The organism is Streptomyces sp. NBC_01306, assembly GCF_026340465.1.
Classification (GTDB): Bacteria; Actinomycetota; Actinomycetes; order Streptomycetales; family Streptomycetaceae; genus Streptomyces.
Map to the genome: position 1 here is coordinate 1,729,741 of NZ_JAPEPC010000001.1, position 14,477 is coordinate 1,744,217.

A 14,477-nucleotide genomic window follows, 5' to 3' on the forward strand; every position below is an offset into this window, starting at 1 on the left:
CGAAGCAGAGGGTGCGGGCCACAGCCGATTCCGCGGCTCCCGGACGTTCTCGCGCCGGCGGATCAGGCGCCGGTGAAGTAGTTCTGGAGACCTGGCACATGGAGCGTGCCGCCGAACTGGCCGGCCTGCTTCACCGTTACGTTCGTGAAGAACGCAAACGGCACGTTGATCGGCGGCGGGGTGTCCGGGCTGAACGTGATCGGGATGAGGCCGAAGAGGTTGCCCTTCAGCGACTCCGTGTACATCGTCACCTGGCCGTCGCGGATGGTCGACGTCGAGCCCGCCGCGCCCTTCACATGGCCGGTGGCCCCGTTCGGGCCGACGGTCATCTGGTGCAGGTCCTTGATGTCCAGCGAGGACGCGGTGAACTTCAGGACCTTCTTGATCTTGCCGCTGCCCGTCCTGACCTCGACGATGCCCTTGTAGTCCAGGCCGTTGAGGGTCAGCATCGAGCTCTTCAGCGTCCACGGGTCGTCGGGCAGGGCCGGGATGCCCTGTTCCAGATCGGCCGCGGCGAGTGCCTTCGGGTCGGCGGTCGGGCACGGGTAGGACGGCTTGGCGCCGTCCGGGATGGCCGTGTCCTTCTTGGGGTCGAGGCCCTTGGCGTCCGAGGGGAGTTCCTTGACCGTCTTGCCGGCCTCGGCGGCCGCCTCGCGGATCTTCTCGGCGGTCTTGTCGGCCGTGCTCTTCGCCGCGCCGGTGACCTTGCCGGCCGCGTCCGCGACGGAGCCCGCTGCCTTCTTGTCCGCCGCCTTCTTCTCGGCGGCCTTCTTCTCGGCAGCCTTCTTCTCAGCGGCTTTCTTCTCCGCGGCCTTCTTCTCGGCCGCGGTCTTGGCCGTCGCGGAGGACGACGGGTCCGGGGACGGGCTCGCGGTGTCCTTGTCCGGGTTGAACAGGTGCTTGAGCGCGTCACCCACACCCAGCGGGTCCAGCGGGTTCTTCGACTCGGTCGCGGCGGGCGACGGGGACGCCTGGTCCGAAGCGGACGAACCCGACGTGGATTGCGTCGACTTCTTCGTGGAGCCGGTCGCCGACGGTGTGGCCGACGGGGACGGGGCGTCACCGGCCTTGGCGTCCTTCTTGGCGTTGGCGTCCTTGGCGTCCTTGGCGTCCGTCTTGGCCTTGTCCGAAGCCGACGGGCTCGGCGAGTCCGACGCGCTGTCCGACGGGCTCGGCTCGTCGGAGCGGGACACACACGGTCCGGACGCGAACGGGATGTCGCCGTGGTCGTCGGCCATCGCCAGCTTGGGGGTGAGACCCATCCCGACGAACACCGCGGTGGGCATGGCCGCCAGGGCTATCGCCTTGCTCGTGGGTATGTGCAGCTTCGTCAGCAGCGACTTCCTGGGGGCCGCGTGACGGCCGCCTCTTCTCTCCGGGAAGTCGTCGCCTTCGGTGGTACTCAGCTGCGCTTCGTCACCCCGCACGGTGCCTCCCACCGTTGGCATCCACTGTCGTGTCCTTGTCATACGCCCGGGACGGCTGCTCCGGGACGGCCGGTGCGTGGCCGAAGGGGAGGAACTCGTCCACGGGAGCCGTGCCTTCGGGCGTGCTTCCGTGCGGAGTCCCGTCCTCGGAACCGCCCTGGGCCGGCACCGCCGGGTCGGCGTTGGGCTTCGCGGGCGCCCAGGAGAGCGAGAGCGCCCCACCGACCATCGACAGCAGGAAGCCGACGACGAAACCGCCGATGTTCGCCACCGGGAGGGAGATCAGCGCCAGCAGGATCGCCGCTACCCCCGCGAACGCCTTGACAGCGGCGTGGTACCACATCGTCACACCGAGCGTGACGAGCAGCACGCCGATGATCAGCGACCCGGCACCCGCGGTGGTGGACATCGCCAGCGTCACATTGCCGAGGTGCATGTTGGCGTACGGGAAGTAGGCGATCGGCACGCCTCCCGCCATGGTGAACAGGCCCGCCCAGAAGGGTCGGTTTCCCCGCCATGCGCGGAAGCGAAGCCGCCAGTGGGTGAAATCGCGGGAACCTGTGGACTCGGCGCTCATGGAAAACAGCTCCCTGGTACCGGTGTTGCTCTGAGAAGTAGGGGGTTCGGGCGGCCGCAGCGCCGACTGCGCGCTCCGGCCGCCCGGGTGTGCTTAGTAGCACTCCTGGACGCCCGGCTTGAGCCTCAGGCTCAAGTTGCTGAGCTTGAAAGTGCCGGCCGTGGTCGCCCACGCCGTCTGCTTCACGTGCTTCAGCGTCGCCTCATCGGCGCGCTGCGCGAAGCCGTTCGGATTGACGGCCTTCTCCGTGCCGTGCTCGATGCCCGTCTTGTTCGACGGGTCACCGGCCGCTACACCGATGTCGATGTTCTTGAACGTCGCATCGGCGTCGAGGCTCGCGACATCGAGGTACAGATTCGTCGCCTCGACCGGCTTCTTGGCGTCGGTGCCCGCGTGCAGCTGCAGCGTGACGCTGCCAAGGCCGAACGGCAGGTTGGGTGTGACCACCGACTGGCACATGTTGTTGATCGTGGCGCTGCTGAACCCCGACACGGCCACCGCGTGGGCGGCGCTCTTGCCGTTCAGGTCCTTGCCGGTCGCGACACTGCCGTACTGGACGAAGTCCTGCCCGACCAGCTGGTCGGCACTGACCTTGAAGCTCTGGCCGGACACGCTGAACGAAGCGGCGAGCGCACCCTGCGCGAGGCCGACGCCCACCGCAGCGGTGGCGACCACGCTCGGCACCATGACAAGCGCGAACCGCTTCCATCTGGTTCCGCCACGTACCTGGGAACTCACTTAGTTTCCTCCTTCTCGGACGTACATCTCCGGATCGGGTTCGAAGCCCGTCCTGGGATGGGAGAAGTGCTACGTCCTCGGGAAGGAGAGCGCCCGGTTCAGAAGCGCGAACCGCGTCCGAAGCACCGGCGATCACCCCCGAGCGACAACCACTGGCCACGCCTTCGCGCAACCGCTGGACAGGCCCCGCCGGGTGGCAGGAACCCCCCTGTCCCGCAGCCGGCGCCACTGCCGCCGACCGGCTCGGTGGGGACCCAAGCGGCCACGCCGCGACCGGATGTCGCGCCGGTGCGTGATTGGACCGAGCCTGGCCGATCGTGGTGCATTCGCGGCTGTGACACAAGGGGCTCGTTACCGGCTAGTAACGGCTCGATAACCGAACCGCGACCGGCCGATATCGCGCGGACACACAGGGTGGGGCCGACGCCGGCGCTACATCGGGCGGTAGGCGACCATAACCGGGCAGAAGGAGGTACCTGATTTACTCGGAGTAACAGACGGCCGCAATTGCCAAGCTTTGGCAAAGTACGGCCGTCGGTTATCGCTGTGTCGCCAAATCGTCAGCATCAACCCGCCGACGCCGCGCGTTTAGTGACTGTTCAGAACCCTCGTCAGAACAACACGCGCGCCAGGGCGGAACGGGCGGCGGTCACCCTCGGGTCGTCGGATCCGATCACTTCGAAGAGCTGGAGCAGATGGACCCGTGCGGCCTCGCGGTCGTCACCCACCGTCCGCTGCACGGTCTGGACCAGACGGCCGAAGGCGTCCTCGATATGACCGCCCACCAGATCGAGGTCGGCCGCGGCGATCTGCGCCTTGACATCGGCGGGGCTGTCGGCCGCGTCCTTCCGGACCTGCTGGGGGTCCAGACCCTGGACCCGGCCGAGCAGTTCGGCCTGGGCGAGGCCGAGCTTGGCCTCCTCGTTGGCCGGGTCCTGCGAGAGGACATTCCGGTACGCCTGGACCGCGCTGTCGAAGTCATTGGCGTCCAGCGCCTGTACGGCCGCTTCGAGCAGTGCGTCATAGGGGCCGGCCGGCACCTCGGCGGGCTCGGCGTCCGCGGCGGGCGGCTCCGCTTCCGGGTCCACCGGGATCCCGGTGATCCCGAAGCGCTCCTCGCCGACCTGGATCAACTGGTCGAGGGTCTGCCGGATCTGGGCCTCGGGCGCCGCACCCTGGAAGAGCGGGAGGGCCTGCCCGGCGACCACGGCGAAAACGGCCGGAATCCCCTGGATCCCGAACTGCTGCATCAGCATCTGGTTGGCGTCGACGTCGACCTTGGCGAGCAGGAAGCGGCCGTTGTACTCGACGGCGAGGCGCTCCAGCAGCGGGCCGAGCTGCTTGCAGGGCTCGCACCACTCGGCCCAGAAGTCGATGACGACCGGGACCTCGGCGGAGCGCTGGATGACATCGCGCTCAAAACCGGCTTCGTCGACGTCGATCACCAGCGAGACGGGCGAGACGGCCGCTGCGCCGCCCTGCCTTGCGGTCTCGGCGCGCGCCTGCTCCGCTTTCTGCCGGGCCTCGCCGGCGGCCTTCACTGCGGCGAGGTCGACGACGCCGCTCATGGACATGTTCCTAGGCTGCATACGTACATCCTCCCCCCTCCGCCACTCGTTCAGGAAAGCCGTTCAGGAAAGCTGTCGGCGTAATCCGCCGGTGGTGCGGGCCCGGCCCGTCCGTACACCCCCCGCCGGATGCGGGGCGTACGGATGGACACGGACCATCAGTCCGACCCCGATGAGGGGCCCGGGACAGGCGCAGGGTCCCCACCCAGGCGCCAGTGGCTCTGTTGTGCTGTTGTGCTGTTGTGTCACCCGGTTGTCGCGTGGTCGTCGCGTGGTGCTCGTGCAGCAGGGGCGCGCTTGCGCCTCTTTACGCTACGAGTCGTAGCGTAACTGGTCGACCGGGAGCAGGGCGTAAATTCTCCGACGGTTTCCCGTGATCTGACTCACGGCGGCTGAGCTACTGACCGGTATGGTCGCGGTCATGCCCTTCAGCAAGCCCACCCGAACGGGTCGCCCACGCTCCGCAGAGGCCGATACCGCGATCCTCGTGGCGACCAGAGCCGCGCTGGTCGACCTGGGCTGGTCGAAGCTGACGATGGGCGAGGTGGCGACCCGCGCCGGAGTGGCCAAGACGACGCTCTATCGCCGCTGGTCGCACAAGAACGAACTGGTCGTGGACGCCGTGGCGGTCCTCTTCGACGAACTCGAACTCCCCGACCGGGGCAGTCTGACCGCGGACATCGAGGGCGTGGTGCTCCAGTTCGCCGCGCTCCTCGCGCGGCCCGAGACCAAGACCGCGCTGATGGCGGTGGTCGCCGAGTCGATCAGCGACGAGGCGCTGCGCGCCCGGATCCGCTCGGCCATCGTCGACCGGCAGAAGCGGCTGGTGACCATCGGCCGCGAACGGGCCCAGGCCCGGGGTGAACTCCCCACCGAGGACGACCCCGAGGCCTCGGCCCGGCACACCGACCTGATCTTCGACGTGGTCGCGGGCGCGGTGGTGCACCGGGCCCTGGTGAGCGCGGAGCCGGTGGACGAGGAGTGGGCACGCGAGTTCACCGTGCTGCTCTGCTCCGGGCTGAGTGCCCCGGCCCCGCCCGCCTGATCCCCCGGCCCGCCTGATCCCCGGTCCGGACCCGGCGGCGGTCCGCCGCCGGCGGGTGCCGCGGCCGGACTGGGCAGCGGTCGGACTGGGCAGCGGTCGGACTGGGCAGCGGTCTGCCCGAACGGGTGCCGGTCAGACCTGGTAACGGTCCGCCGCGAACAGGTGCAGATGCTCCGCGATCCACTCCGATGTCTGCTTCAGCCCGTCGGTGAGCGCGACTTCGGGCTGCCAGCCCGCCCATTCGCGGGCCCGCGAGTTGTCCGAGAGCAGCCGCTGGACCTCGCTGCCCGAAGGGCGGAGCCTGGCCGGGTCGACGACGACCTCGGCGTCCCGGCCGGAGGCCGCGATCAGCGCCTGCGCCAGGTCCCCGATCGAAATCTCCTGGCCGGTACCGAGGTTGACGCTCTCGCCCAGCGCCCGGTCGCAGTCGGCCAGCGCGAGGAAGCCGCGCGCGGTGTCCGTGACATAGGTGAAGTCACGGGTCGGCGTGAGCGAGCCGAGCTTGATCTCCCGGGCCCCGGAGTGGAGCTGGGCGAGGATGGCCGGGATGACGGCGCGCGCGGACTGCCGGGGGCCGTAGGTGTTGAAGGGCCGCACCACCGTCACCGGCAGCTCGAACGCGTGCCAGTGGGACAGCGCCATCATGTCGGCGCCGATCTTGGACGCGGAGTACGGGGACTGCGGCTGGAGCGGGTGCTGTTCGCTGATCGGGGCGGTGAGCGCGGTCCCGTACACCTCGCTGGTGGAGGTGTGCAGAAGACGGCGTACGGAGTGCCGGCGGCAGGACTCGGCGATGTTCTCGGTACCGACGACATTCGTGGCGACGTACGCGCCGGGGGCGTCGTAGCTGTAGGGGATGCCGATCAGCGCGGCGAGGTGGAAGACCGTGTCGCAGCCCGCCACGGCGTCGTCGACGCGGCCCGCGTCCCGGACGTCGCCCGCCACCATCTCGACCTGGGAGCTGCCCAGATGGCGGGCGAGGTGCCCCTTCTCGCCGTACGGCTTGTAGTGGACGAACGCCCGGACCCGCGCCCCCTGCTCCACCAGGAGGTCGACCAGGGTCGAGCCGATGAAGCCCTCGGCTCCGGTGACGAGGACGGTGCGGTTCTGCCAGCTGGACGTGGTCGGCGAGGTGGTCATGGGGTGAACTCCTTTGCGTGGGACAGGCTTGAGTGGGAGAGGACGCGGGCGGCGAGCAGATCGGCCGCCCTGGCGTGGGTGGAGGGGCCGGCGGCACCGCTCATCGCGGCGAGCCGGGCGGGGTCGGCGAGGAGTGGGCCCGCCACTTCGGCGAGCCGCTCCGCCGTCGTCTCCTCGTCGGCGATCAGCACCCCGGCCCCGGCGTCGCTGAGGACGCGGGCGTTGTGGGTCTGGTGGTCGCCCGGCGCGTGCGGATACGGGACGAGGATCGCGGGCACCCCGGTGGTGGCGAGTTCGGCGACCGTGGCGGAGCCGGCCCGGCAGACCACCAGATCGGCCGCGGCGTACGCGAGGTCCATCCGGTCCAGATAGGGCACGGCGCGGGCGATCCGGCAGCCGCCCTCGTCCGCGAGCCGGGTCCGGGCCGCCTCCAGGGCGGCCGGACCGGTCTTGATGAGCAGATGGACGTCCGTACGCGCCTGCCAGCGGGCCGCGAGCCCGACCGCGGCGGCGGTGAGCCGGGCGGCGCCGAGGCTGCCGCCGTTGACCAGCAGCAGCCGCGCCCCGGCGGGGACACCGAGCGCCCGGCGGGCCTCCGCCCGCAGCGCGGGACGGTCGAGCGCCGCTATCGGTGCGGCGATCGGCATCCCGACCGTCTCCGCGTTCTCGCCGCCCGCGAGGTGGGCCCGGCTGCGGTCGAAGGCCACGGTGAGATGCGGGGTGAGCCGGGCCGCGAACTGGTTGGCGCGGCCCGGCACCGCGTTGGACTCATGGATGACGCTGGGCACCCCGGCCATCCGGGCGCCGAGTATCACCGGCGCGCTGGGGTAGCCGCCCATGCCGACCGCGACATGGGCCCCCTGCTCGCGCAGGATCGTCCGGCACTGCACGCCCGACTTCAGCAGGGCGGCCGGCAGCAGATAGCGCCGGGCGCCGAGCGCCGGGTCGAAGGGGATCATGTCGACGGTGTGCAGCGGGTATCCGGCGCCGGGTATGAGCGTGGATTCGAGGCCGCGTTCGGTGCCGACGAAGGAGATCACCGCGCCGGGTACGGCCCGGCGCAAGGCGTCGGCGAGGGCCAGGCCGGGGTAGATGTGACCCCCGGTGCCGCCCGCACCGATCACGACGGAGAGTGGTGTGCGCATGGGCAGCACACTCGCGTCGGGGCGTAAGAAGGTTCTAAGAGCCGGGTTTGGCAGGCTTTGCTCCATGAACCCGCATCCGTACTCGCACTCGCAGACGCCGCCCGTGAGCCCCCGGCAGCGAAAGATCCTGGTCGTGGACGACCAGCCGGAGGTACGCGTGGCGGTCGAGGACGGCCTCAGCGTCGAGGGGTACGGGGTGCAGGGCGCGGCCGACGGTCTCGCCGCCCTGTCGGCCGTCGCCGCCTGGCAGCCGGACGCGATCGTGCTCGACGTGATGATGCCGGTGCTCGACGGCCTCGCGGTCTGCCGCCGGCTGCGCGCCGTCGGCGACCGTACGCCGGTCCTGGTGCTGACCGCGCTGGACTCGGTGAGCGAGCGGGTGGACGGCCTGGAGGCGGGCGCCGACGACTACCTGGTGAAGCCCTTCGCGCTCGACGAGCTGATCGCCCGGGTGCGGGCGCTGCTGCGGCGGGCCGCGCCGGTCGAGGAGGAACCGGGCGCGCTGTCGTACGGCGATCTGACGGTGGATCCGGAGACCCGCACCGGGCGCCGGGCGGGGCGTCCCATCGAGTTCAGCAGGACCGAGTTCGCCCTGCTCGATCTGCTGCTGCGCCACCCGGGGCAGGTCCTCACCCGGGAGCTGATCCAGGAGCGGGTCTGGGGCCAGGACTTCGGTCCCGACTCCAACTCCCTGGCAGTGTACGTCGGTTACCTGCGCCGCAAGCTGGAGGCGGCGGGTGAACCGCGCCTGGTCCACACCGTGCACGGGGTCGGTTACCGGCTGGACACGGCGTGAGCGCCCGCGGTGACGGGGGCCGCAGCCGCCGGGCGCCGTCCCACCGGCTCGGTGCGCGCTGGCGCCGCCGCCGTCCGCTGCGCACCCGGCTCGCCCTGACCGCTTCGGCGGCCGTGGCCCTGGTCGCGCTCGGGGTGTGCGCTGCGGCCTTCTTCGTCGAGCGGTACGAGATCTACCACCAGCTGGACCTCAATCTCATCCAGTCGGCGGCGGTGTCCGGCGGCGGGCGCGGCGGCGGGACGCCCGGGGTGGTCGAGGGCCAGTGCCAGTTCCTGGCGTCGCCCGCCTGCTCACAGATCGTGCCGGCGCATCCGTCGGCGGACCCCGCGAAGCCGTACCTCCTGCCGGTGTCGGGAGCGGTCCGTGAGGTCGCCGCGGGCACCCGCGCACCGTACTTCAGCAACATCACCCTGGAGGGGCGTCCCACCCGGATGCTCACCACCACCTTCGGCCACCGTGAGGCGGTGCAGGTCGCCCTGCGCGCCGACCCGGTGGAGAAGAGCGTGCGGCGGACGGCCCAGCTGCTCGCTGCGGTCGGCGGCGCCGGGGTGCTGATCGCCGCGGCGCTGGGCTACTGGGTGTCGCGCACCGGTCTGGCGCCCGTCGCCCGGCTCACCGGGGCCGCCGAGCGGATCGCGGCCACCCGGGACCCCCGCCACCGCATCGAGCTGCCACCGGGACCCGCGACCCGGGAGGACGAGATCACCCGGCTGGCCACCACGTTCAACACCATGCTGGGTGAGCTGGAGCAGTCGGTGACCGCCCAGCGCCGACTGGTGGCGGACGCCTCCCACGAGCTGCGCACCCCGCTCACGGCGCTGCGGACCAACGCGGAACTCCTCGCCCGCGCCGACCGGTTGACCACCGCTCAGCGCGACCGGGCGGCCGGCGCCCTCACCCGGCAGATCCACGAGGTGACGACGCTGGTGAACGACCTGATCGAACTGGCCCGCGACGAGGAGCCCGTACCGCTCGTGGAGAGTGTCCGGCTGGCCCCGCTGGTCGAGCACGCGGTGACGGCGGCCCGCGGCCACTGGCCGGGGATCGCCTTCACCGTGGAGACGGCGGCCGACCCGGCACTGAACGGCGTACCGGCGCGGCTCTCCCGGCTGATTGCCAATCTGCTCTCGAACGCCGCGAAGTTCTCGGGCGACGGCGGTGAGGTCGAGACCGTCCTCACCTCGACGGAACTGACCGTGCGCGACCACGGGCCGGGGATCGCGCCCGATGACCTGCCGTATGTCTTCGACCGCTTCTACCGGGCCCGCGCCGCCCGCGCGCTGCCCGGCTCCGGCCTGGGTCTCGCGATGGCCCGCCAGATCGCCCGAGCGCACGGGGCGGAACTCACCGCGGAGCAGGCGCCGGGCGGCGGGGCGCTCTTCCGGCTGCGCCTGCCGTGAGGCCGGGAGGCCGGGGATGTCACCGGGCGAGGCGGCCGAGCAGTGACGACGCGGCGAGCACGCCGAGCGCGGCGGCCACCACCAGCACCGCGTAGTCCAGGCCCAGATGGGCAGGGGTGCCGAGCAACAGCCCGCGCAGGGCGTCGACCTGGTAGCTCAGCGGATTGGCCTTGCTGATCGCCTGGAGCCAGCCGGGCATGATCGCGACCGGGTACAGGGCGTTGGAGCCGAAGAACAGCGGCATGGTGATGGCCTGTCCGATCCCCATCAGCCGGTCGCGGGTCAGCACGATCCCGGCGATGGTCATGGACAGACAGGAGAAGAACGCCGAGCCCAGGATCACGATCACGGCAACGCCGAGCAGCCGCAGCGGGTTCCAGGTCAGGGCGACGCCGAGCAGTGCGGCGATGACGATCACCACGACCGCCTGGATCAGGGCCTTCACTCCGGCGGCAAACGCCTTGCCGGTGATCAGGGCGGCTCTGGGGGTCGGTGTGACCAGCAGTTTGGTGAGGATTCCGGCATCACGCTCCCAGATGATCTGGATGCCGTAGAAGATCGCGATGAACATCGCGGACTGGGCGATGATGCCGGGCGCGAGATAGTCGATGTACGGGATGCCGCCGGTCGGGATGGCTCTGATCCGGGTGAAGGTCTCACCGAAGATCAGCAGCCACAGCGCCGGCTGGACGGCCCTGGTGTACAGCTCGGTGCGGTCGTGGCGCAGCTTCTGCAGCTCGACCAGGCACATGGCCGCGACCCTGGCCGGCACCATCCGCGGGCCGGTGCGCGGCTTCGGCGGGACCAGCAGCAGCCCGAGCCCGGCGCGGGTGGCGTCAGCCGACGCGGGTCGCGGTGCGGCGGGTGGAACGGACATCGCGGAACTCACCTCCCTGCTCGTCGAGACCGCTGCCCGCGACGTCCCGGAAGACGTCCTCCAGCGTGGGTTCGGTGTCCTTGGCGGTGTCCTTGCCGTGGGCGGTGTCCTTGCCGTGCACCGGGTCCTTGCCGTGGGCGGCGGGGGTGCCCTCCGTGGAGGCGGTGGTGGGAGCGGCCGTGGACCCCGCGGGACCCGTGGAGCCTTCGCTCCGGGCTCGGCGGCGCTCCCGCAGGTCGGCTCTGAGCTCTTCGGGGGTGCCGAGCGCCCGTACCCGGCCCTGGTGCATCAGCGCGAGCCGGTCGCAGTACTGCTCGGCCTCGTCCATGTAGTGCGTGGTCACGAGGACGGTCATCCCGGTGGCCTCGCGTACGGCGTCGATGTGCTCCCAGACGCTGGTCCGGGCGATCGGGTCGAGGCCGATGGTCGGCTCGTCGAGAATGAGCAGCCGGGGCGCGCTGACCAGCGCCTGGGCGAGTTCGAGGCGGCGGATCATGCCGCCCGAGTAGGTCTTGGCGAGCCGGTCGGCGGTCCCGTCGAGGCCGACGGCGGCCAGCGCCTGGCCGACCCGCTCGGCCCGTTCGCGCCGGGAGACGTCGAAGACCCGCGCGAACAGCTCCACGTTCTCCCGTGCGGTCAGCCCTGCGTCGGCGGAGAGCTGCTGCGGTACGTAGCCGAGCAGGCGCCGCACCGCCATCCGCTCCTTCGCCGCGTCGTGCCCGAACACCCGCACCCGGCCGGCCGGGACCGGCAGCAGGGTGGTGATGCAGCGGATGACGGTGGTCTTGCCCGCGCCGTTCGGGCCGAGCAGGCCGAAGACCTCGCCTGCGGCGACGGAGAGGTCCACACCGTCGACGGCCCTGGTCTCACCGAAGGCGTACTCCAGTCCGCTGCAAGCGACGGCCGCCGCGCTGCCGGTCTCCCCCAAGCCGCCGTTGTCACCGCCCTTGTCGCTGCCCTTGTCGCTGCTCCGGCCGGCGCTCATGAGCCCTCCACTTCCTCGTGCAGGTGCCCGGCGAGCCGGCGCAGCGCGGGGAGCGCCGCCGCCAGGGCCGCCCGGTCCTCGTCGGACAGCCGGGCCACCTGGGCCCGGACCAGCTCGCCACGCCGCGTCTGCCAGTCACGCAGCCGCTCATGGGCCGCCGGGGTGAGCCGAAGCCGCACCGAACGGCGGTCGTCGGGGTCGCTCTCGCGGGTCAGATATCCGGCCCTGGTGAGCTGGTTGACCAGTGTGGAGACCGAATTGCCCGCCACATAGAGCTCCTTGGCGGCATCCGAGACCCGGATCCCGGGCCGTGCGCCGACCAGCCGCAGCAGCTCGGCCTGCGCCCCCCGCAGGGGCGGCGAGGTGAGCCCGCGCCGCAGCCGCCGCCGGACCAGCCGGTGCACACCGGCCAGCACATCGGCGAGCGAGTCCGGGAACTCGTCGGTGGCCATGAGCCCATTTTAGCTCTGCGTCAGAGGTAACCACCAGTGCGCGACCCGGTACCGGCCCCGCACGGGAACCGGGTGCCCGGGACGCACGGGAACCGGGTGCCCGGGGGCGCCGCCCCCGGGCTCGCCGTCCCTGCTCAGAAGCCCGGCGGCTCCGTGTAGATGCCCCACTCGTCCCGCAGTACCCCGCAGATCTCGCCGAGCGTCGCCTCCACGCGGACGGCGGCCAGCATCGGCTCGATCATGTTCGAGCCGTCCCGGGCGGCTGTGAGCAGCGCGTCCAGGGCGGTCCGTACGCGGGCGTCGTCCCTGGCCGCCTTGCGGACCACCAGTTCCTGGACCTGGTCGCGCTCCACCTCGTGGCTGACGCGGAGGATCTCCAGGTCACCGGTGACCGATCCGTGCAGGCAGTTGACGCCGACGACGCGCTTGTCGCCCTTCTCGACCGAGCGCTGGTACTGGAAGGCGGACTCGGCGATCTCGCCGGTGAACCAGCCGTCCTCGATACCGCGCAGGATGCCCGAGGTGACCGGGCCGATCGGGTGCTGCCCGTCGGGGTGCGCCCGCAGACCGCGCTCCTTGATCTGGTCGAAGATCTTCTCCGCGTCGGCCTCGATGCGGTCCGTGAGCTGCTCGATGTACCAGGAGCCGCCCAGCGGGTCCGCCACATTGGCGACGCCCGTCTCCTCCATCAGCACCTGCTGCGTCCGCAGGGCGATCTCCGCGGCCTGCTCGCTCGGCAGCGCGAGTGTCTCGTCCAGCGCGTTGGTGTGCAGGGAGTTGGTGCCGCCGAGGACCGCGGCGAGCGCCTCGACCGCGGTCCGTACGACGTTGTTGTACGGCTGCTGCGCGGTCAGCGAGACCCCGGCCGTCTGGGTGTGGAAGCGGAGCCACTGCGCCTTGTCGGTCCGCGCGCCGTAGACGTCCTTCATCCAGCGCGCCCAGATCCTGCGCGCCGCACGGAACTTGGCGATCTCCTCGAAGAAGTCGACGTGCGCGTCGAAGAAGAAGCTCAGGCCCGGCGCGAAGACGTCCACGTCCATCCCGCGCGAGAGGCCGAGCTCCACGTAACCGAAGCCGTCAGCGAGGGTGTACGCCAGCTCCTGCGCGGCCGTCGCGCCCGCCTCGCGGATGTGGTAGCCGGAGACCGAGAGCGGCTTGTACGCGGGGATGGCGGCGGCGCAGTGCTCCATCAGATCGCCGATCAGGCGCAGATGCGGCTCGGGCTGGAAGAGCCACTCCTTCTGCGCGATGTACTCCTTGAAGATGTCGGTCTGGAGCGTGCCGTTGAGCACGGCCGGGTCGATGCCCTGGCGCTCGGCGGCGACCAGGTACATACAGAAGACCGGGACGGCCGGGCCGCTGATCGTCATCGATGTGGTGACATCGCCGAGCGGGATGTCCTGGAAGAGGATCTCCATGTCGGCGGCCGAGTCGATGGCGACCCCGCAGTGGCCGACCTCGCCGAGCGCCTTCGGCTCGTCGGAGTCGCGGCCCATCAGCGTCGGCATGTCGAAGGCGACCGAGAGACCGCCGCCGCCGTTGGCGAGGATCGTCTTGTAGCGCTCGTTCGTCTGCCGGGCGTTGCCGAACCCGGCGAACTGCCTGATCGTCCAGGTGCGGCCGCGGTAGCCGGTGGGGTGCAGGCCGCGGGTGTACGGATACTCACCGGGCCAGCCGATCCGCTCGAATCCCTCGTAGGTGTCGCCGGGCCGTGGCCCGTACACCGGGTCCACCGGGTCGCCGGACAGGGTCGAGAAATCGGCGTCCCGCTTGCGGGCCTTGTCGTACCTGGCCTGCCAGCGACGGCGGCCCTCTTCAATGGCGTGAGCGTCCATACCCACGAATTTACTAGGACGTCCTAATAAATGTCGATGGCAGACCGCCCGCACATCGTGCGGGCGGCGGTGTTACGCCTTGTTACGCCTTCGCTGCGACCGGGGCCGGCTCGGTGATCCGGGGCTCCAGCTCGCGGGAGATCTTCCGCTCGACGAAGAAGGCCGCGGTCGGGACCGTGCCCGCCAGCAGCACCCAGATCTGCTTGGCGACCGGCCACTTCGCCTTGGAGCCGAGGTCGAAGGCGAAGATCAGGTAGACCACGTACAGCCAGCCGTGCGCGATGCCGACCACGCTGACGAAACCGGTCGCCCCGTTGATGTCCAGCAGGTACTTGGCGATCACGCCGAGGGTCAGCAGGACCAGCAGCACACCGGTGACGTAGGCCATCACGCGGTAGCGGGTCAGCACGCTTCGTTTCATGGAGTCGAGCGTATCCGGGCGCTATGGGCGATCTTCGGCGGGGTTGCCCTTGGGACGGGAGCACCCGCCCC

The 14,477-nt window shown here is 70.9% G+C and carries 14 protein-coding genes; 3 read left to right on the plus strand and 11 right to left on the minus strand.

The features are described 5' to 3' along the window. Window positions 1-62: 62 nt before the first annotated feature. The 4 genes from OG385_RS07285 to OG385_RS07300 form a co-directional block, all read right to left on the minus strand. Window positions 63-1,427: a hypothetical protein gene (locus OG385_RS07285; protein WP_266860697.1), complete on the minus strand. Its 1,365-nt coding sequence runs from the start codon at window positions 1,425-1,427 to the stop codon at window positions 63-65. Next, window positions 1,417-2,004: a DUF6114 domain-containing protein gene (locus OG385_RS07290; protein ID WP_266852925.1), complete on the minus strand. Its 588-nt coding sequence runs from the start codon at window positions 2,002-2,004 to the stop codon at window positions 1,417-1,419. Before OG385_RS07290 ends, OG385_RS07285 begins: the two co-directional genes overlap by 11 nt. Window positions 2,005-2,097: 93 nt before the next feature. Next, window positions 2,098-2,742, minus strand: coding sequence for a DUF6230 family protein (locus tag OG385_RS07295; RefSeq protein WP_266852927.1), 645 nt, complete (start codon window positions 2,740-2,742; stop codon window positions 2,098-2,100). Between the two features lie 611 nt (window positions 2,743-3,353). Continuing rightward, entirely contained in the window at window positions 3,354-4,331 is a 978-nt protein-coding gene (locus tag OG385_RS07300) for a tetratricopeptide repeat protein (protein WP_266852929.1), read from the minus strand. Between the two features lie 400 nt (window positions 4,332-4,731). On the opposite strand from OG385_RS07300, the gene OG385_RS07305 reads away from it, so the two are divergent. Continuing rightward, a complete protein-coding gene (locus OG385_RS07305) occupies window positions 4,732-5,355 on the plus strand; it encodes a TetR/AcrR family transcriptional regulator (protein WP_266852931.1) in 624 nt (207 codons plus the stop codon). A gap of 132 nt (window positions 5,356-5,487) precedes the next feature. Here OG385_RS07305 and OG385_RS07310 read toward each other — a convergent pair whose 3' ends face one another. Both OG385_RS07310 and OG385_RS07315 read right to left on the minus strand, forming a co-directional pair. Beyond that, window positions 5,488-6,495, minus strand: a complete 1,008-nt coding sequence (locus tag OG385_RS07310) for a GDP-mannose 4,6-dehydratase (protein ID WP_266852933.1) — start codon at window positions 6,493-6,495, stop codon at window positions 5,488-5,490. After that, window positions 6,492-7,640 carry a glycosyltransferase gene (locus OG385_RS07315; RefSeq protein WP_266852935.1) on the minus strand — a complete coding sequence of 383 codons (1,149 nt, stop codon included), beginning with the start codon at window positions 7,638-7,640 and terminating at the stop codon, window positions 6,492-6,494. The genes OG385_RS07310 and OG385_RS07315 overlap by 4 nt, the downstream gene beginning before the upstream one ends. Before the next feature lie 64 nt (window positions 7,641-7,704). Here OG385_RS07315 and OG385_RS07320 point away from each other — a divergent pair, with 64 nt between their 5' ends. Together OG385_RS07320 and OG385_RS07325 are read left to right on the plus strand one after the other, a co-directional pair. Further along, window positions 7,705-8,436: a response regulator transcription factor gene (locus tag OG385_RS07320; RefSeq protein ID WP_266852937.1), complete on the plus strand. Its 732-nt coding sequence runs from the start codon at window positions 7,705-7,707 to the stop codon at window positions 8,434-8,436. Further along, entirely contained in the window at window positions 8,433-9,836 is a 1,404-nt protein-coding gene (locus OG385_RS07325; RefSeq protein WP_266852939.1) for a cell wall metabolism sensor histidine kinase WalK, read from the plus strand. Before OG385_RS07320 ends, OG385_RS07325 begins: the two co-directional genes overlap by 4 nt. A gap of 19 nt (window positions 9,837-9,855) precedes the next feature. On the opposite strand, the gene OG385_RS07330 is transcribed toward OG385_RS07325, so the two are convergent. The 5 genes from OG385_RS07330 to OG385_RS07350 form a co-directional block, all read right to left on the minus strand. Beyond that, complete coding sequence (locus OG385_RS07330; protein ID WP_266852941.1) at window positions 9,856-10,713, minus strand: ABC transporter permease; 858 nt, start codon at window positions 10,711-10,713, stop codon at window positions 9,856-9,858. Next, a complete protein-coding gene (locus tag OG385_RS07335) occupies window positions 10,673-11,698 on the minus strand; it encodes an ABC transporter ATP-binding protein (RefSeq protein WP_266852943.1) in 1,026 nt (341 codons plus the stop codon). The genes OG385_RS07330 and OG385_RS07335 overlap by 41 nt, the downstream gene beginning before the upstream one ends. Next, a complete protein-coding gene (locus OG385_RS07340; protein ID WP_266852945.1) occupies window positions 11,695-12,150 on the minus strand; it encodes a MarR family winged helix-turn-helix transcriptional regulator in 456 nt (151 codons plus the stop codon). Before OG385_RS07340 ends, OG385_RS07335 begins: the two co-directional genes overlap by 4 nt. A 134-nt stretch (window positions 12,151-12,284) precedes the next feature. Continuing rightward, complete coding sequence (locus OG385_RS07345) at window positions 12,285-13,985, minus strand: methylmalonyl-CoA mutase (protein WP_266852947.1); 1,701 nt, start codon at window positions 13,983-13,985, stop codon at window positions 12,285-12,287. An 82-nt stretch (window positions 13,986-14,067) separates the two neighbouring features. Continuing rightward, a complete protein-coding gene (locus tag OG385_RS07350; RefSeq protein WP_266852948.1) occupies window positions 14,068-14,406 on the minus strand; it encodes a DUF3817 domain-containing protein in 339 nt (112 codons plus the stop codon). Window positions 14,407-14,477: the final 71 nt, after the last annotated feature.